This window comes from Sphingomonas sp. ABOLG (assembly GCF_003950435.1).
Taxonomy (GTDB): domain Bacteria; phylum Pseudomonadota; class Alphaproteobacteria; order Sphingomonadales; family Sphingomonadaceae; genus Sphingomonas; species Sphingomonas panaciterrae.
Genome location: NZ_QQWW01000015.1, coordinates 1 through 17,790, shown reverse-complemented (window position 1 = coordinate 17,790; position 17,790 = coordinate 1). Strand labels below are relative to the sequence as shown.

13 protein-coding genes are annotated in these 17,790 nt (G+C 69.5%); 8 read left to right on the top strand and 5 right to left on the bottom strand.

Annotation, left to right across the window (positions count from 1 at the left end; genetic code table 11):
• Window positions 1-48: 48 nt before the first annotated feature.
• The 4 genes from CA236_RS19290 to CA236_RS15135 are packed head-to-tail and all read right to left on the bottom strand — an operon-like array spanning window position 49 to window position 5,228.
• On the bottom strand, window positions 49-3,363 hold the full coding sequence (locus CA236_RS19290; RefSeq protein WP_125946211.1) for a YhaN family protein: 3,315 nt from the start codon (window positions 3,361-3,363) through the stop codon (window positions 49-51).
• Window positions 3,363-4,610: a DNA repair exonuclease gene (locus CA236_RS15145; protein WP_125946210.1), complete on the bottom strand. Its 1,248-nt coding sequence runs from the start codon at window positions 4,608-4,610 to the stop codon at window positions 3,363-3,365. The genes CA236_RS19290 and CA236_RS15145 overlap by 1 nt, the downstream gene beginning before the upstream one ends.
• Before the next feature lie 13 nt (window positions 4,611-4,623).
• Complete coding sequence (locus CA236_RS15140; protein ID WP_125946209.1) at window positions 4,624-4,953, bottom strand: type II toxin-antitoxin system RelE/ParE family toxin; 330 nt, start codon at window positions 4,951-4,953, stop codon at window positions 4,624-4,626.
• On the bottom strand, window positions 4,950-5,228 hold the full coding sequence (locus tag CA236_RS15135; protein WP_125946208.1) for a type II toxin-antitoxin system Phd/YefM family antitoxin: 279 nt from the start codon (window positions 5,226-5,228) through the stop codon (window positions 4,950-4,952). Before CA236_RS15135 ends, CA236_RS15140 begins: the two co-directional genes overlap by 4 nt.
• 149 nt (window positions 5,229-5,377) lie before the next feature.
• Between CA236_RS15135 and CA236_RS15130 the strand changes: the two genes are divergently transcribed.
• From CA236_RS15130 to CA236_RS15105, 6 genes are all read left to right on the top strand, one after another.
• Window positions 5,378-6,577: an AAA family ATPase gene (locus CA236_RS15130; RefSeq protein ID WP_125946207.1), complete on the top strand. Its 1,200-nt coding sequence runs from the start codon at window positions 5,378-5,380 to the stop codon at window positions 6,575-6,577.
• An 86-nt stretch (window positions 6,578-6,663) separates the two neighbouring features.
• On the top strand, window positions 6,664-7,788 hold the full coding sequence (locus CA236_RS15125; protein ID WP_125946206.1) for a ParB/RepB/Spo0J family partition protein: 1,125 nt from the start codon (window positions 6,664-6,666) through the stop codon (window positions 7,786-7,788).
• 139 nt (window positions 7,789-7,927) lie between these two features.
• Window positions 7,928-9,205, top strand: coding sequence for a replication initiator protein A (locus CA236_RS15120; protein WP_125946205.1), 1,278 nt, complete (start codon window positions 7,928-7,930; stop codon window positions 9,203-9,205).
• Between the two features lie 772 nt (window positions 9,206-9,977).
• Window positions 9,978-10,481, top strand: a complete 504-nt coding sequence (locus CA236_RS15115) for a hypothetical protein (protein ID WP_125946204.1) — start codon at window positions 9,978-9,980, stop codon at window positions 10,479-10,481.
• Window positions 10,482-10,674: 193 nt separating this feature from the next.
• Window positions 10,675-12,078: a hypothetical protein gene (locus tag CA236_RS15110; RefSeq protein WP_125946203.1), complete on the top strand. Its 1,404-nt coding sequence runs from the start codon at window positions 10,675-10,677 to the stop codon at window positions 12,076-12,078.
• A 15-nt stretch (window positions 12,079-12,093) separates the two neighbouring features.
• Complete coding sequence (locus tag CA236_RS15105) at window positions 12,094-12,495, top strand: hypothetical protein (RefSeq protein ID WP_125946202.1); 402 nt, start codon at window positions 12,094-12,096, stop codon at window positions 12,493-12,495.
• Here CA236_RS15105 and CA236_RS15100 read toward each other — a convergent pair.
• Window positions 12,492-13,529: a zinc-dependent alcohol dehydrogenase family protein gene (locus CA236_RS15100; RefSeq protein ID WP_125946201.1), complete on the bottom strand. Its 1,038-nt coding sequence runs from the start codon at window positions 13,527-13,529 to the stop codon at window positions 12,492-12,494. The two genes, CA236_RS15105 and CA236_RS15100, sit on opposite strands and share 4 nt — an antisense overlap.
• A gap of 448 nt (window positions 13,530-13,977) precedes the next feature.
• Between CA236_RS15100 and CA236_RS15095 the strand changes: the two genes are divergently transcribed.
• Both CA236_RS15095 and CA236_RS15090 read left to right on the top strand, forming a co-directional pair.
• The gene (locus CA236_RS15095; RefSeq protein WP_164518960.1) at window positions 13,978-17,415 is read left to right on the top strand and encodes a S8 family serine peptidase; all 3,438 of its coding nucleotides are present in this window, start codon (window positions 13,978-13,980) and stop codon (window positions 17,413-17,415) included.
• A 71-nt stretch (window positions 17,416-17,486) separates the two neighbouring features.
• The coding region (locus CA236_RS15090; protein WP_206430593.1) for a hypothetical protein at window positions 17,487-17,790 on the top strand (304 nt) is incomplete at its 3' end.

Genomic DNA, 17,790 nt, shown 5'->3' with positions numbered 1-17,790 from the left:
TAGGCCGGTCCCGCGATGATGCCACGCAAAAGCGTTCCCCCCGCAGCCTCACGCCGCCGCCAGCGCCGCGGGCTCGAGCCGGTGCAGCCGGAAACCGCCCTCGCCCAGCGCGCCGCGCGCCACGTCGATCAGATGCGCATGGTGGGTGAACAGCAGCACCTGGTTGCGCCGCGCGGCCACCGCCAGCACGCGAAGCATCGCCGCCGCGCGTTCGTCATCGGCGGTGATCAGCAAATCGTCGCACACGATCGGCAGCGCATGTTGCCCGGTCTCGATCGCGCCCAGCCGCAACGCCAGGTACAATTGGTCGCGCGTCCCCTCCGACAGCGCCTCGACGCCGACCGCCGTTCCCCCGGCCCGGATCGCGCGGATCGCGGGTCGGTCCTGCTCGTCATAATCGACGCCCAGCCCGGCGAACGCCCCCGCCGTCACCGTCGCGAACAGCGTGCCCGCGCGGTCGATCAGCGGCGCCTGGTTCTGCTGGCGATGGCGGTCCAGCACCCAGCGAAGCAGCGCCGCCGCCGCCACCGCCTCGACATGCGCCTCCGCCGCCGCGCCCATCGCCGCCGCGCTGTCGGCGACGATCTGCTGCGCGTCCGCCGCGCTGCTGTCCTGCGCCGCGCGCGCGAACGCCGCCTCCGCCTCGGCCAGCGCGCGGCCCACTTCCTCGCGCGCGGCGGCGACATCGGCCCGCCGCTCGGTCAGGCTGGCCTGCGCAATCGCCTCCTCCTCCGGGGACAGCGCCGCCACCTCGGCGGCCAGCGCGTCGAGCCCGTCCGGCCCGGCAAGGCCGGCAAGCTCCGCCTCCGTCTCGCGGATCGTGGCGATCAGCCGCGCCCGCTCGCCCGCCGCCGCCGCCGCCGAATCCAGCGCCGCCTCGTCCTCGGCGCCGATCCGCTCACGCAGGCCGTCGATCACCCGCTCGGCCGCCAGCCGCTGCGCCGCCGCCTTGTCCTTTTCGCGGCTCAGCCGATCGCGTTCGGCGGTAAGCCCGGCGAGCCGCTCGCGCGCGCCCTCCGCGCGGCGCCATTCCGCCGCCAGCGCCGCGACGACCCGCGTCGCCGGCTCCGCGCTGCTCCGCCCCAGCGCCGCCAGCACCGCCGCCGTTTCCTCGGCGAAGGCGCGCGCGTCCGCTTCCATCCCGGCGATCTGCCGCACCACATCGGCGCGGCTGGTCAGCTCCTCCGCCACCCCCTCGATCGCCGCCAGCGCATCGGCCAGCGCCTCGACGCCAGCGGCTGGCGGCTGATCCTCCGGCATCAACCCGGCGCGAAGCAAGCCGGCCTCGCGCAGCAAGTCGCCAAGCCGCCCCCCATCACGCCCTGCGCCCTGAACCGCACCGGCATCGGATTGAGTCTCCGCGTCCGACGCCGGCGCGGCATCGTCCCGCTCTGCTGCCGCCAGTTCGGCGGTCGCCCGCGCCAACGCCTTTTCCAGCTCGGCCCGCGCCGATGCCGCCGCGATCGCCTCGCGCACCCGCGCCTGCGCGCTCGCCGCCAGCATCGCCGGGTCTGCCGGCGGCTCGGCCCCGATTGCGCGCAGCGCCGCGACCACGGCGTCCGCCGCCGCCTGCGCCTGCGCCTCCAGCGCGGCCAGCGCCTCGCCCGCTTCGTCCGCCTCGCGCCGCGCCGCCAGCGCCTGCGCGCGCCGCTCGACCCAGGCTGGCCAGTCGGCTGCCGGCACTGGCGCGGCAAAGCCCAAAGGCGCCAGCAGCGCGGCCCATTCCGCCTCCTGCGCCACGCGATCCTGCTCCGCCCGCGCGATCCGCGCCAGCGCCGCATCGCGCAGCGCCACCGCCAGGTCGCGCGCCGCCACCGCCGCGGCATGATCCGCCATCCGCGCCGCCTGTGCATTGCGCCGGTCGGCCAGCGCGTCGGCCTGCGTCACCGCCGCGCGGATCGCCTCGGCCGCCACGCCCTTCCCCGCCAGCAGATCCGCGACCAGCGCATCGCGCGCCGCGCGCGCTGCCTGGATCGCCTCGGCCGTGGGCAGTTCCTCCCCCGCCGCCAGCGCCGCGATCCGGCCCTCGGCGCGGATCCGCTCCGCCTCCTGCGCATCGCCCTCGCGCCGCGCCTGCACCGCCTGGTCGCGCGCCTCGGCGATGCCGTGCGCGATCGCTGCGACCGTCGAGGGCGCCGGCAAGGCCATCGCCGCCAGCGCCGCCGGCTCGCCCTGCCACGGCGCCAGCAACGCCAGTTGCTCCGCCGCCCGCGCCAGCCGCCGGGCATGATCCGCCGCCGCGCGCCTGCGCCACACCGCGCCCGGCAGCGGCGCGTCGGGCGCCAGCCCAGCCTCCGCCCGTGCGCTCGCCAGCCGCGCATCGATCTCCTCGCGCCGCGCCAGCCGGCGATGGAGGTCGCCCGCCGCTTTCTCGATCACCGGCCGGCGTTCCTCCAGCGCGGCGATCCGCGTGTCCAGCGCCAGCACATCGCCCGCCACCGCAATCCCGCCGATCGCCTGCGCCACCCGGTCGAGATCGCCCTGAAGCTGCATTTCCAGCGCCTCGGCCGTCCGCCGGTCGCCCCGCGCCCGCGCCAGCGTGTCGCCCGCATCCGCCGGCAGGTCGGGCATTGGCCCCAGCGCCGCCAGCGCCGCCTCGGCGCTCGCCCGCCGGCTCAGCGGCGCGCGCGCCCGGCGGATGCGGTCGAGCCGCGTCTCCTCGCGGGTCAGCGAGTCATTCTCGGCCAGCAGCGCGGCGCGACGCTCCTCCGCCGCCGCGCGCCGCTGCTTCTCCTCGCCCCAGTCGCGCTCCCCGATGCTCGCCTCGCGTACCCGCTTCAGCGCCTCGGCACGCTCCGCCATCAACTTGTTGACGACCGGCTTTGACGCGCTCGGCTTGAACAGCTCGGCCGCCTCGCCGGTCAGCGTGTCCAGCACCTGCCCGATCCCGGCGATCCCGGTCCCCGCCTCCAGCGTGATCTGCGCCGCATCGTCGCGCCCGCGCAGGATCGCCTCGCCGCCGTCGCGCAGCCGTTGGTGGTCCAGCCCGAACATCCGCTCAAACGCCGTCCGGTCGACCCCCGCCAGCAATGGCGCCAGCACGTCGCCGGGCAGCGCCGCGCCGGTCGCGGGATGAAGCAGCGTATCCTTGTTGCCCTTGCGCCGCACCGCCTCGATCGTGCGCCCCTCCGCCTCGATCAGCCCACGGATGCGCAAATCGCCATAGCCGAACCGCCAGCCTTGCGCGGTCTGCCCGGCAATCCCGAACAGGAAATCGCCGATCGCGTGCAGCGTGGTCGATTTCCCCGCCTCGTTCGGCCCGACGATCAGGTGAAGGTCGCCCTCCCCCGCGCCCTCCCCGAAATCGAGCAATCGGTCGGCAAAACCGCCGTAGCGGATCAGTTCGATCTGCCGGAAGCGCATCAATCCTCCCCCTCGCCCAGCCGCGCCGCCACCGCCGCACGCGCCGCGCCCAGCAGCGCCGCCGAATCCCCCGCGCGCGCCGCCGTCACCAGCGGCGCAATGTCCGCGTCGCCCACATCGGCGGGCAGCTTCGCCACCAGCGGCGCGGTCGCCGCCGCCACCGCGCGTGCGCAATCGGGATCGTTCAGCGCCTCCTCCAGCAATTGCACCAGCTCGGGCGGCAGCCCCATCGGCACCGTGTCGTCGGTCGCCAGCCGCACCTTCTCGATCCACAAGTCGCCCGATACGCCCGCCGCCGTCGCGCGCACCTCGCCTTCCGCCCAGGCCGGATCGGCGCGCATCCGCCGCCCTACCGCGCCGTCCGCCATCACCGTCACCCGCGCCGCCAGCGGGCGCCCGTCCGCCTCGCGCACGCTGCTGGCGAGCAGCCGCCGGATCTCACCCAGCGCCTCGGCATAATCGCCCGCCCCGCGCACATCGGCCGCCACCTGTGCCCAGCGCGCTTCGTCGCACGCGCGATGCTCCACCGATCGCACCGCCCCGTCGGCGACGCGCACCAGCATCGCCCCCTTGGCGCCCGTCTCGCGCACGTTGCGCCCCTGGGTGTTGCCGGGGAACACGATATGCGGATGTTCGGATCGGATCGCCGGCTCATGCACATGGCCAAGCGCCCAATAATCATGCCCCGCCGCCTGCAATTCGCCCAGCGAGCAGGGCGCGTAATTGGCATGGCCGTCATGCCCGTCCAGCGCAGTGTGAAGCGCGGCGATGTTGAACATGCCCCGCTCCGGCGGGCAGTATGTCGCGGCGATATTCTCCGTCGTCGCCGCCTCGCGATAGCTTCGCCCGTGAATCGCCACCCCCAGATCATCGAAGCGCACCGTCTCGCACTGCCGGTTGCTCAGCAGGAACACCCCCTCGGGCGGCGTGAAATGCCGCGACACCCGGCTTTCCGCATCGTGATTGCCGAACAGCACCACCGCGCGGATTCCGGCGCGGGTCAGCCGCGCCAGCTCGCGGATCGCGAACTGCCCGGTCGCCTGGTCTTTCCACGTCCCGTCATACAGGTCGCCCGCGATCACCACGACCCGCGCTTCCTCGGCGATGGCAAGGTCCACCACGTTGGAGAATGCCCGCCGCGTCGCCCCGCGCACCAGCTCGGAAAAGGCCTCGTCCTTGCGGCTCAGCCCCGCCAGCGGGCTGTCGAGGTGAATGTCGGCCGCATGGATGAAGGTGAAATCGGTCATTCGGCACATCCCATCAGCGCAGCAGCCGCTCTTCCAGCAGCTGGGTGAAATCGCGCCGCCCGTGCGCGATCAGCACGATCACGACCCGCCGGTCGAACAGGCGATAGACGATGCGATAGGGCGCGGCGATGATCTGGCGGAACTCACGCATCCCCAGCGGCTCCAGCTCGGGCAGCATTGCGCCGCGCAGCGGGAACGTCTCCAGCCGCTCGATCCGCTCCAACAACTGGTCGAGGAAGCGGTCCGCCGCCGCGTCGCCCCCCTGCCCCGCAATCCAGCCATGGATCGCCGCCAGGTCCCCTTCTGCGCCCTGCGTCAGTTCGACGTCGTAGCGCTCGTTCACGCCGCCGGGTCGCGCCGCTGCCGCAACCGCTCGATCGCCGCGCGCGCCGGCACCGTCCGCCCCGCCGCCACATCCTGCGCGCCCAGCGCCATCAGCTTCAGCAGCGCCATCGTCTGGCGCGTCTGCTCATAGCTGGCGACATCCTGAAGCACCGCCTTGGCCTCACCATTCTGGGTGATGATCACCGGCTCACCCCCCTCTCCGATGCTGCGCAGCAGCTCGGCGGCATTGGCCTTCAGATAGCTGACGGGTCTGATCTGCTCTGCTAGTGACATGGCACCTATCCTTATTCGGTCCGAATATGGTCCGCCCGCGCGCCAGCTGCAAGCGTGCCGAAGCATCCTTCCGCATATTTGTTGCGCAATTGAAGTAATTTGTGGCACACATCGCAGCACAAGCTTCAATTGCGCGCCGGGGTGACTTCATGAATGCAATCACCAGCCAGATCGGCGATCTCGCCGATGCTGGCGAGCGGATGATCGAGCGGCTTCGGCGCAAGGCGTTCCTGCCGGAAAGCCGCAAGGGGCTCAACGTGCGCTTCGGCATTGCGGAGGCCGCCGCGCTGCTCGGCTGCTCGACCAATCGCATCCGCATGGCGGAGGATGACGGCCGCCTCCCCCCGCCCCCGGCCAGCGAAAAGGGCCGCCGCCTCGGCTATTCGGTCGAGGAACTGCTGCACATGCGCCAGGTGCTCGGCGCCTCCCCGGCGCGCGCCCCGCTCGACATGCCGGCGATCATCGCGGTGCAGAATTTCAAGGGCGGCGTCGGCAAGTCGACCGTCACCACGCATCTCGCGCATTATTTCGCGGTGCAGGGCTATCGCGTGCTGGTGGTCGATTGCGACAGCCAGGCGACCACGACGACACTGTTCGGCTTCAACCCGCATTTCAACATCACCCGCGAAGAGACGCTCTACCCCTATCTGTCGATCGATCCGACCCAGGCGGATCTCGGCTATGCGGTGAAGCGCACGCCCTGGCCGAACGTCGATCTCATCCCCTCGAACCTCGAATTGTTCGACGTGGAATATGAGCTGGCGGCCGCCGGCTCGGACGGCCAATCGGTTCTCGCGGCGCGTTTTCGCAAGCTGAAACAGGGTCTTATCGATCTGGCGGCACATTATGACGTGGTCATCCTCGATCCGCCGCCCGCGCTCGGCACGATCAGCCTCGCGGTGATGCAGGCGGCCAATGCGCTGCTCGTGCCGCTTGCCGCCACTACCCCCGATTTCTGCTCGACGGTGCAATTCCTGTCGATGATGGATCAGGTGCTGCGCCAGCTGGAAAGCGCCGGCATTGCGGTCGATTACAGCTTCGTCCGGCTGATCTGCTCGAAGTTCGATTCGAACGATCCCAGCCACGCGATGGTCCGCGCGATCATGGAACAGAGCTTCGGCCCTGCCCTCCTCCCCGTGCCGATCCTCGACAGCGCGGAAATCAGCCACGCCGCGCTGCGCATGATGACCGTCTATGAGCTGGAACGCCCGATCGGCACGCCCAAGACGCACAAGCGCTGCCGCGCCAACCTCGACGAGGCGATGGGGCAGATCGAGCAGCTCGTCCGCCAGGGCTGGGGCCGCGTCGCCCCTGCGCGTGAGGAGGATGTGATCCATGCCGCGGCCTGACCAGGCACCCTCGGTGCAGGCGCCCGCGGCGGGGGCTTTCCTACTTTTCAATGTTCACTCTATGTTCCGCGCGATGGAGGCACGGCATGGCGCGTAAGCAATCTGACTATCTCGCAGGGCTGCTCGCCGACGACGAACCGCCGGTGATCACTGCCCCGGTCGCGCACGCGATCCCGGACGCTGCCCCGGCATCTGTCCCCTCCCCCGCGGCGGCCTCTCCCGTGGCACCGCCCGCCCCTGCGCCGGAACGGCGCGAGCGGCTGCGCGGCACCACCTTGCTCGGCCGCGAATCGGCCCTGGCGCGCGTCGCCAGCGGTGAGGTGCGGCAGGTCACGCAATTGCTGCTCGATCCCGCGCGCGTGCGGATCTGGCCCGGCAATGCGCGTTCCTACGCGCATCTCTCCGAAGAGGGCTGCCGCGAACTGATCGACTCGATCATTGCCGAGGGCGGGCAGAAGGTGCCAGCCGTCGTCCGCCGCGTGGAGGGCGATCCCGATTACGATTATGAGGTGATCGCCGGCACCCGGCGGCACTGGTCGATCTCGTGGCTGCGGGCCCATTCCTACCCCGACATGGTGTTCGTCGCGCAGGTCGCGGTGCTCGATGACGAGGCCGCCTTCCGCCTCGCCGACCTCGAGAACCGCGCCCGCAAGGACGTCTCCGACCTCGAACGCGCGCGCAATTACGCCGCTGCGCTCAGGAGCCATTACGACAATCACCTGACGCGCATGGCCGAACGGCTGAAGCTCTCCAAGGGCTGGCTGTCGAAGATGCTGAAGGTCGCTGCCCTCCCCGACACGGTGATTGCCGCCTTCGCCTCCCCCGCCGACGTGCAGCTCAAGCCGGCCTACACGCTGGCGCAGGCACTCGACGACAAGAGCGCAGCGCCCGCCATCCTCGCCAAGGCGAAGGCGATGGCGCGGGAACAGAAATCGCGCCAGGAACAGGGGCTTGGGCCGTGGAGTGCCGCGGACGTGGTACGCCAGCTGCTCGATGCGCCGCGGCTGGCGGGCGCGGGCGGGGCGGGGGAGCGCCCCTGGGTGTGGACCACCCCGCACGGCCGCCCTGCCCTGTCGATCCAGTCCGCCAACCGCCAGGGCGTGACGATCCGGCTTCATGCGGGCTCCGGCGCCGACGCGGATGAACTCGCCGATGCGCTGCGCCGCGCGCTCGCCCATCTGGAGGCGCAGGGCCGGGGTCTGCAGCGTTGACCCACGCTTTTACCCCCTCATACGCATCAACTTCACGAACTTTGCGCCCCGCGGCGGCTGTTTCCCCGGGGAAACAGCCGCGCGTTTCCCCTCCCCCGGTCCCGGCCCGGCACCCACCGTTTCCCCGGGGAAACACCCAGTGACGCGCGCCAGCCGCGAGGCGGTGCCCGAACAATTCGACCTCTTCCTCCCCTATCTCGCCGATCTGCCACTGCGCGATCAGCGCGAGATGATGGAGCGACCGTTCTTCAGCCTTGCGAAGTCGAAACGGGTGAAACCGATCGACTATCGCAGCCCCGACGGGAAGCTGTGGGTCCATGTCTCGGCCAACCCCGATTACGGCATGGCGACGATCTGGGACGCCGATATCCTGATCTATTGCGCCAGCGTGCTCGCCGACATGGCGCGCCGCGGCGTCAACGACGTGCCGCGCAAGCTGCACCTCATGCCCTACGACCTGCTGCGCGCGATCGGACGCCCCACCACGGGCCGCGCCTATGAGCTGCTTGGCCAGGCGCTCGACCGGCTCGTCGCCACCACGATCAAGACCAACATTCGCGCCGAGAATCGCCGCGAGGCGACATTCAGCTGGCTCGACGGCTGGACCCAGCTCGTCGACGAAAAGACCGAGCGATCGCGCGGCATGACGATTGAGCTCTCCAATTGGTTTTGGGAGGGCGTGATGATGACCGGCGGGGTGCTCAGCATCGACCGCGCCTATTTCGATCTCACCGGCGGGCGCGAACGCTGGCTCTACAAGGTCGCGCGCAAGCATGCGGGCGGGGCAGGCGAGGCGGGTTTCGCGATCTCCATGCCCACATTGTTCGAGAAATCGGGCGCCGAGGGCCAGTATCGCCGCTTCAAGTTCGAAATCGCCAAGATTGCCGAGAAGGACCCCCTGCCCGGCTATACGCTCGCGATCGAACAGCCGGCCGGCAAGCGCGAACCGAACCTGCGCATGCGCCGCCGCCCCGATGGCGCCGCGGCCGAAGCGACGCCCAAATCCGTCAGCAAGCGCACCACCTCAAAGGCGCCCGCAGAGCCCCGTTTCCCCGGGGAAACACCCGCTGCTGCCCCCACCACCCCCGCGCAGCCGCCGCTCCCGGCCCTGTCGCGTGACCCCGCCCCCTCGCCTGAGCGCACCGCAGAGCTGTCCGAAATGGCATCGATGATCCGCCGCTCGGTCAGCCGTTCGGTCAAGAGCCTGGCGACGCGCGCCACCGCCGGCGACCTCACCGACGCGACGCTCGACACGCTCCGCGCCGAATATCCCGGCTGGGACTATCAGGCGCTCCATGCAGAGTTCCGCCAGTGGATCGACGCCGATCCCGCGCGCACCCCGGTCAACTACCAGAACGCGTTCATCGGCTTCGTCAAACGCTGGGACGACAAGCACCGCCACGAACTCGGCCGGTGACGACAGGGGAGGGGGGCCACCCGCTCATGCGCCCCGAAAACCTCCCCGCCCCGCATCGCGCACCACCTCTCAAGCTAGGTCGCGCAGACATCCAAGCCAGGCCGGGGCAGGGGAGGCAGCACCGACAAAATACCCTCGCGTCCCGCCGATCCGTTCCCGAAGTGTCGGCTCAACGCCGCCGCCCAGCCATGTCCACCGCGCCGCGCCGGAGATTTGAACGTCGATCCGGCCACCCACTCCGATTTCGATTCAATTCCCTGCCCCAAACAGGCCTGCGATCACGTCCTTCGACACTCCGGGAACATCCCTCGCACCTTCAGGAACCATCAACCGACACTTCAGGAACGCCATCCTCGCACCTTCAGGAACACAGCGACGACACTCCGGGAACAGCGCCCCTCCAGAAAGTACATGATATCAGTGGTTTGGTGGCCCGTCGCAGCCGCCTAACTCTCTAACCCTAAGATAAACCGTCTAACCCGTAAGGGCGATGTGAAATCCTTTGGATTGGAAGAGGGGATTCACCGCGCGTCGCCACCGTCAGGCCGACACCGCCGTCCGCCTTGCGTCACGGGTGACACTCTGCCGGTGCCCCGCGGTCCACAAGCCAGCCTGCCAAGTCGAGAAGCGCCGCGCCTCGGACGCAGCCCGACGAGCGTCAGCCATGACACTCTGCCCAGACCCTTCTGGGAAAGTGTCACCCGCGACAAAGACGACACGCCGACGCACAAGGGGGATTCACCTTGTGTTCGCACTGTGCTTGATTCGCCGCATGAGCAGCAGCACCCTCGATCTCGGTTCGATCCTCGCCACGCTGACCGCCGCCTCGCGCCGTCCGCGCTACGCCTTCCTCGTCCTCGGACTGATCGCGGAGGCCGCCCGTGCCGACGGCCGCGCCGGTCCCTGGATCCGCACGCGCACTCAGGGCCCGGAAGGGGAGGGGGAGCGGGTCGCCCTGCGCGACTGGCTCGCACGGCAACTCGCCCCGCTCGCCGCCAACGACCGCCGCCGCGCCACGCTGCGCGCCAAGGTCGCCGCCCGCATCGCGACGGAGGACGCCGCGGTGATCGACGCCGCCGTGGCGGAGGAGGCGCTGGCGATCGGCCGCGCCAATGTCAGCCGCGCCGTCTCCGATCTGGTCCGCGCCGGCCTCGTCCGCCGCCACTATGCCGGCCGCATCACCGATCACGTCAACCGCGGCGGTCGCCGCATGGCGGTCTATGCCGTCGAACCCCCGGTCCTGAACGCCATCCGCTCCCGCCCGACCCTTGTGTAAGGGGGGGGCACCCCGCCGGTATCAACACGCTCCCCGGGCAATGAACCGGCCCGGTCACGCCCCTTGATCCAGATCACCCATAGAAGATCCGATCCCGCAACAAGACATGGCAACAGTAACGCGCTGATATCGCGTCGCGACCCGGCTGGACAGCAACCGCCCCCGTCGGGCATGACTATCGCGGGGGAATGTCATGATCAGTCTGTCTGTTGCACGATGGCGAATCCGGCTGCCGGAAACACTGCCGCGGCTGACCGGCACGGGGCTGCGTATCTTCAGCATCATCTGGGCCGCGACCATTGCGACAGCATTGATCGTCACCGTCTTTGGAACGTGGCAGAGTTTCAAGCCGTATCCCTATCGCTGGCTCAATTACGGCCTGAGCGCGTCGTCATCAGGCAGCGAAATCTTCGCTGTCACGGGACAACAGGCGCAACAATCCGGGATCCGGGCCGGCGACGAAGTCCTCGCCATCGATGGTCGTCCCATGCGCGCTCTGGATTTCGCCGAGCAGCGTCGGTTGCTCGACCGGCCCGAAGGCGCCGTCCTTGCGCTGACCCTGCGCAATGCGCAGGGGGAGGTGCGCACGCACCGGTTGACCCGCGCGGCCAGCAACACGCGGGAGGTGGAGAAGGTGCGCCTGCTCCAGGGGTTCAGCGAAACCGTGTCGTCCATCGCCTTTCTCATCGCCGCGGCCCTCCTGTTCCGCCGTCGCCGTGAACCGGTGCCCGCGCTGCTCGCCCTGGCCTTTGCGACCAACGCCGCGACCGCCAACACGCCACTCGCCGATATCTTGGACATCCCGTTCTTGAGCGAGTGGATGGGTTCGCTCAGCCTGGCGATGCTGCTCGTGGGCCTGGCCGGCTTTCCCGATGGTCGTATCGGGTCGGCGCGCTCCTGGACAATCATCGGCCTGATCCTGCTTTACCCGCCGGCGGTGATCTTACGGGTCGGCGGGCCGTGGATCATCATGCCCTATGTGTTGTCGCTGTGCGCGGTCGTGCTGGTGCGGATGGCGCTGCGTTACCGCCAGATGCCGGCAGGCATCATGCGGCAGCAGGTCCGCTGGGGCTTTTTCGGCCTCGCCACGGGCACCTTCTGGCTGATCCTGTCGGGCATGGCGTTTCTGGCAGCGCAAGGGACAGGGGCGGGGGGGCAATATAGCCAGCTTCATGGCCTCTCGTTGATCTGCAGCCTATTCGCGACGATCTCGATGGTCGGCGGGCTGCTCGTCTCGCTGCTGCGCTACCGCCTCTATGACGCGGACACGGTGATCGGGCGCTCCGCCGCTTATGGCGTGTTGACGCTCGGCTTCGTCGCGCTGTTCGCGGCGGGGGAGAAATTGATCGAGACCTTGTGCGAAACCTATCTCGACGCGCAGGTCGGTGCGCTCGCCGGGGGCCTCGCCGCGGCGCTCGCCGCGGTGCTGATCGTGCCGCTGCACCACCGCGTCAGCGGCTGGGCGGAGCGCCGCTTCCAGCGCCAGCTGCTGCGCCTGAGCCAGGGGCTGCCGCAGATCGTCGGTGACCTGCGCGAAACCGGGTCGGTCGGCCAGATCGCGGAGACGGTGGTCGATTCCGCTGCCCGCAACGTCTAGGCCACCCGCGCCGCCGTGCTGGTCGGCGATCGCGTGGTGGCGACGCACGGGCTCTCGCCGGAGGCGGCAGGGGCATGGCTGGACGAACGCGATCTGGCGGTCGAGCCGGCCGGCGTCGCGCGCGGCGACGCGACCTTCCCGATGCGCCTCCCGTTGGAGTCGGAGGCGGTCGGCCGCGTCGGCTGGCTCGTGCTCGGCCCGCGGCCCGACGGCACGATCTACGGCAAGGATGAGCGCAAGGCGCTGGGCGAGGCGGCGGGGCCGGTCGCGCGCGCCATCGCCATCGCCGGGATGCGCGAACGCCGCGACGGCGAAGTGCTCGCGCGGATCCGGCGGCTGGAGGATCTGCTCCTCGCCCGCGCGGGCCATGCCGCACCCGGCATCGCCCCCGCGCCATCGCTCGCCGCCGGCGGCTAGGCGGCGATGATCACCTTCATCGCGCCGGTCTTCTGCGCATTGCCGAACGTCTCATACGCCTCCAGCATCTGATCGAAGGTGAAGCGGTGGGTGATGAGGAGGGCAGGGTCGATCTTCTTCGATCCCACCACCTTCAGCAGCATCGGCGTGGTGACGGTATCCACCAGCCGCGTGGTGATGGCGATGTTACGATCCCACAGCGCCTCGAGGTGAAGCGACACGGGGTGGCCGTGCACGCCGACATTGGCGATCACCCCGCCCGGCGCGATCAGCTGCTGGCACAGTTCGAACGTCGCCGGCACGCCGACCGCCTCGATCGCGGTATCGACGCCATGCCCGCCGGTCAGCGCCTTGACCGCGTCCACCGCCTTGCCATCGCCGCTGTTGACGGTCCGCGTCGCGCCAAATCTCTTGGCGATCTCCAGCCGATTGTCGTCGAGGTCGATCATGATGATCTCGGCCGGGGAGTAGAATTGCGCCGTCAGCAGCGCGGCGAGTCCGATCGGCCCCGATCCGACGATCGCCACCGTCGCGCCGGGCTGCACCTTGCCGTTCAGCACGCCGCATTCGAACCCGGTGGGCAGGATATCGCTCAGCATCACCAGCGCTTCCTCGTCCGCCCCTTCCGGGATCGGGTACAGGCTGGTGTCGGCATGCGGCGTGCGGACGAACTCAGCCTGCGTGCCGTCGATCATATTGCCCAGGATCCAGCCGCCGGTCGTGCAATGCGAATACATGCCGCGCCGGCAATATTCGCACTTGGCACAGGCGCTGACGCAGGAGATCAGCACCCGGTCACCCGGCTTGAACGTGGTCACCGCGGGCCCCACCGCCTCGACCACGCCGACGCCCTCATGCCCCAGGATCCGCCCCGGCTCGCACGTCGCCACATCGCCCTTCAGGATATGCAGGTCGGTGCCGCAGATCGTCGTCCGAGTGATGCGGACGATCGCGTCTCCGGGATCGCGAATCTCGGGCTTGGCATGCTCTTCGAACGCCTTCTGGCCGGGGCCTTTGTAGACAAGCGCTTTCATTGAGAGCCCTTTCTCACTTCCGAGAGGTCGGCGGACGCGGCGTCGCTGGCGGCACGCGATCTCACCGTCGGTCGCGCCGGGTCCGGGAAGACGCTGCTGTACCCGCTGCGATCCCGCCCCGGCAGACTCGGGAATTACGCATCTGGTGGTGGGCGGCGCGGTCGTGATAACGCCTTCGATGAAATGAAGATGAGGGGAGGGTAAACCCGTCCCGCGCGGCGCGATCATGCCACCGTTGTCAGTTGCGCCGCAGCGTAGAACTATCCCGCGAGACGCATATCTCGGATGTTTTTGCAATCCGGACTTTGGTCCTATGTGGCGCGAAAGCCACGGAATCTGATCCATTTTCACATATGTTGGTTTCACATCGACAAGTTTCAGGCGTGACGAATATTCTCTCGCCCGAGACGCGATTTCCGAAGAGTTCGCGTTCCGGGGAGAATCATTGATGTTCGCTGCGTCCCGTCGTCCGTCTGCACGGCTTGCTTTGTCTGCTCTTGCGCTGTGCACAACCTGCCTCGTCACCATGCCCGCCGCGGCCCAAACCGGCGCGCCCGCCGCGGCGGCGGCGCCGCCACCCCCCGCCGGCGGCTATTACACCGCCACCGGCGCCCGCACCGCGGATTACAACGCCGCGCTGCAAAGCTGGCGTGAGGACGCGCAATTCGCGGTCGACTACAGCAAGGCCAATATGGGCCTCGAATATGCCTATGTGATGGGCCTGACGGGCAAGGGTCAGACGATCGGCATCAACGATTCGGGTGTGCTGGTCGATCATCCGCTGTTCTCCGGCGCGGGCAAGTTCAGCGGCCTGCGCACCGCGATCCCCGCGGGCTATGGCAATGACGGCCTCGTCAACCAGCGGCGCCGCTGGGAAATCCACGGCACCCATGTCGCCGGCACCGCCGCGGGCAACCGGATCGCGGGGGAGCGCAGCTTCGGCAACGCCTTTGGCGCCAACATCTTCTCGGCGACCGCCAATTTCGCCGCCGGCGACTTCCTGTGGTGGAAGGATGAATTCATCGACGGCACCACTGTCGCCACCCCGCGCGAAAACATCGTCGATCTCGCCAGCACCGGACAGGTGCGGATCATCAACAACAGCTGGGGCTCGGGCACGACCTTGCCCTACACCGCCACGCTGGCGCAGGCGCGGGCAACGTTCGTGCAGAACCTGGGCGACTTCTACCAGCCGGTGCTCGACAATGACGTGCTGGTCGTCTTCTCGGCCGGCAATGGCGGCGGCGTCCATGCCAGCATCGACGCGGTCACGCCGCTCAACGATCCGCGGCTGCGCGGCAACTGGCTGTCGGTGACCAATTACCTGGCCGACGGCACCGCCGCCGCCAGCACCAGCCTGTGCGGCCAGACGGCCACCTGGTGCGTCTCCGGCCCGGGCAGTGCGATCATCTCCAGCGCGCTTGGCTATACCGTCAATGTCGATGCGATCCGCGCCACCTATACGGCGGCGGCCTATCCCGGCATCTACGCCGGGCGAACCGTGGCGCAGCTGCAATCGGCCGCCAACACCGCCTGGATCAACGTGCTGAACGGCTATCTCAGCCGCCGGGCCGCGGCACAGGCGGCCGGGCGGCCGTTCGACGAGGCGGGCGAACGCACCCTTGTCGCACGCGAGGCGGTGGGCATTTCGCTCGCTTATGGCGCGCGCTTCGTCGGCGGCGATCCCAATGGCTATACGTCGACCCTCGCCAACATCCTGGTGTCGAACGTCAATCTGTTCACGCCGGAGTTCGTCGGCTCGGTGCTGACCCAGGCGGATGCGTTGATCAGCGCCGAACTGGCACGCTTCATCACCTATACCGGGCCCGGCTATGCCGCGCTGACCGGCACCTCGATGGCGGCGCCCAATGTTTCGGGCTTTGCCGCGTTGCTGATGGAGGCGTTCCCCGAATATAATACCGCGCTGATTTCGGACATTCTGGTGTCCAGTTCGCGCGATCTCGACACGCCCGGCGTCGATCTGCGTTCGGGCTGGGGCGCGCCGCAGATGGGCACTGCGCTCCGCGGCCCCACCGCGCTTCGCGCCGTGCGCGAGGTGGAGGTCGCCGGCGGCACCGTCGATGTCTGGTCAAACGACATCACCGACGCGCGCGATCGCTATTCGGCGGAGGTTCTCGCCGGCTTCGGCAATGATATCGGCGGCCTGACGAAGCGTGGCGCGGGTGAGCTGATCCTCGCCGGCAGCAACAGCTACACCGGTGCGACGCGCGCCGATCAGGGGCTGCTGACGGTCAACGGCCGGATCACGGCCTCCGCGGTGACCATCGGCAATGGCGGCACGCTGGGCGGCAATGGCACGGTGCCCTCGTTCCTCGCGCTGTCGGGCGGCACCGTCGCCCCGGGCAGCGCCGGGGCGATCGGCACGCTGACGGTCGCGGGTGACGCGGTGTTCAACGCCGGCAGCACCTTGCTGATCGATATCGGCGCCTCGGGCAGCTCGGACCGGCTGGTCGCCAACCGCGCGCAGCTCGGCGGCACGCTGACGCTCGCGCCGCTCGGGCAGCTCCCGCGCTACGGCGCCAGCTACACCGTGCTGACCACCACCGACGGCACCACGGGCCGCTTCGATGCCGCGACGCCGTTCAGCGCGATCCTCTATCCGGAGGTGCGCTATGCCGGCGGCCAGGTGCAGGCGACGATCGCCGCACGCCCCTATGCCAGCGTCGTGGACCGGACGCCGGTGCAGACCGCCTACGCCCGGCTGCTCGACGGCAATCGCCCGGCCTATGCGTCGCTGCGCAACGTCTATGACGCGCTCGACCTGCAAAGTGTCGGCACGATCCGCGCCTCGCTGGAACAGCTCGCGCCGACCACCGAAACGACGCGCCGTGCGATCGGCACCGTCGGGCTGGACAATATGGCGCGCTTCTACCGTGAGCGGACCGGCGCGATGCGCCCCGGCAGCTTCGCCGGCGGTCAGGTGGCGTTGATCGGCAAGCCGCTGCAATTCGCCGCCAATGCCATCGTCATGCCGGGCCAGCCGCAGACGGTCAGCGACACGCCGGCGACGGTCGTTCGGGAAGGCGCGCTGCCCAGCACGGTCTCGGCCTATCTCGCGGGCGGCTATGTCGACGGTTCCAGCCGGCCGATGCCCGGCACGATCCTGGGCGGCGGGCGTGACAAGTTCGACGGCTTCTTCATCGCCGGCGGGCTTGAGGCGCAGGTGACCGACACGGCGGTGCTCGGCTTCGGCCTGTCCTATACCGATCTCGACGCCGATCGTCGCCTCGGCCGCAAGACCGATGGCAAGCTGATCCTGGGTACCCTGTATGGCCGCCTGGGAGAGGATTTCGGCGCCGCGCTCGATACGCAGTTCAGCGCCGGCGTGTATGAATCGCGCACCCATCGCACCGGCACCTTCGCCGGCACGCCGTTCGACCTGCGCGGGCGCGACAATTCCTTCGCGCTCTCGACCGAACTTGGCGCAAGCTACGCCTTTGGCAGTGACGCGCTTCGCATTGCCCCGCGCGCCGCGGTGCGCGCCAGCCGGATCGAATATACCCCGCTGGTCGAAACCGGCACCGGACCGGCGCTGGCGATCGCCAAGGACGATTTCCTCAGCGTGCAGGGCCGCGCCGGGCTTCAGCTCGACGGCAACCGCGCCGGCTTCCGACCGGTCGCCTCGGCTTATTTCGTCCATGACTTCAAGGATCGGCCGGACGTGTTCTTCGCCGGCCTCGCGGGCGGCACCGGCATCCAGGCGCCGTTCCTCGTCGCCGGGCAGGATCGCAACTGGGGCGAATTGTCCGCCGGCCTCGCTTATGGCACCGAACGGTTTGAGTTCTCCGTCGCGCTCGACGGCACGGTCGGGCGCGAGGATGTTCGCAACCGCTCGTACCGCGCCGGCGTGACGGTGCGGTTCTAGGCGGGGGCGGGCGGTAACGAAGCGGGGCCGGCACCACCGCCGCCCCGCTTCCAGCACGGAAGGATGTCCGGGTGTCGCTGCCGCTTGCCTTGCTCCTTCTCGCGGCGACCCCCGATCCCGCCGCCACCTTCTACAACCGTCCCGGCGCGACGCCCGCGATGGTCGACGCTGAGCTGCGCCGCTGCCGGATGATCACCACCGGTCCCCATGCCGATGCGGTCGGCGGGGATGGGGCCGCCGCTGCGCTGACCCCGGCCATTCCTCTCCAGAAACAGGCCGCACCCAGGCCGGAAAACCCCGCTCCCCTGCCGTGGGAGGCCGTCGCAACCCCCACGATCGAGGATTGCATGGTGCTGCGCGGCTGGCGCCTTTACG

Coding starts and splice junctions, on each gene's coding strand:
- CA236_RS19290 (WP_125946211.1), bottom strand. CDS start 3,363: ATGCGCTTCCGGCAGATCGAACTGATCCGCTACGGCGGTTTTGCCGAC.
- CA236_RS15145 (WP_125946210.1), bottom strand. CDS start 4,610: ATGACCGATTTCACCTTCATCCATGCGGCCGACATTCACCTCGACAGC.
- CA236_RS15135 (WP_125946208.1), bottom strand. CDS start 5,228: ATGTCACTAGCAGAGCAGATCAGACCCGTCAGCTATCTGAAGGCCAAT.
- CA236_RS15130 (WP_125946207.1), top strand. CDS start 5,378: ATGAATGCAATCACCAGCCAGATCGGCGATCTCGCCGATGCTGGCGAG.
- CA236_RS15125 (WP_125946206.1), top strand. CDS start 6,664: ATGGCGCGTAAGCAATCTGACTATCTCGCAGGGCTGCTCGCCGACGAC.
- CA236_RS15115 (WP_125946204.1), top strand. CDS start 9,978: ATGAGCAGCAGCACCCTCGATCTCGGTTCGATCCTCGCCACGCTGACC.
- CA236_RS15110 (WP_125946203.1), top strand. CDS start 10,675: ATGATCAGTCTGTCTGTTGCACGATGGCGAATCCGGCTGCCGGAAACA.
- CA236_RS15100 (WP_125946201.1), bottom strand. CDS start 13,529: ATGAAAGCGCTTGTCTACAAAGGCCCCGGCCAGAAGGCGTTCGAAGAG.
- CA236_RS15095 (WP_164518960.1), top strand. CDS start 13,978: ATGTTCGCTGCGTCCCGTCGTCCGTCTGCACGGCTTGCTTTGTCTGCT.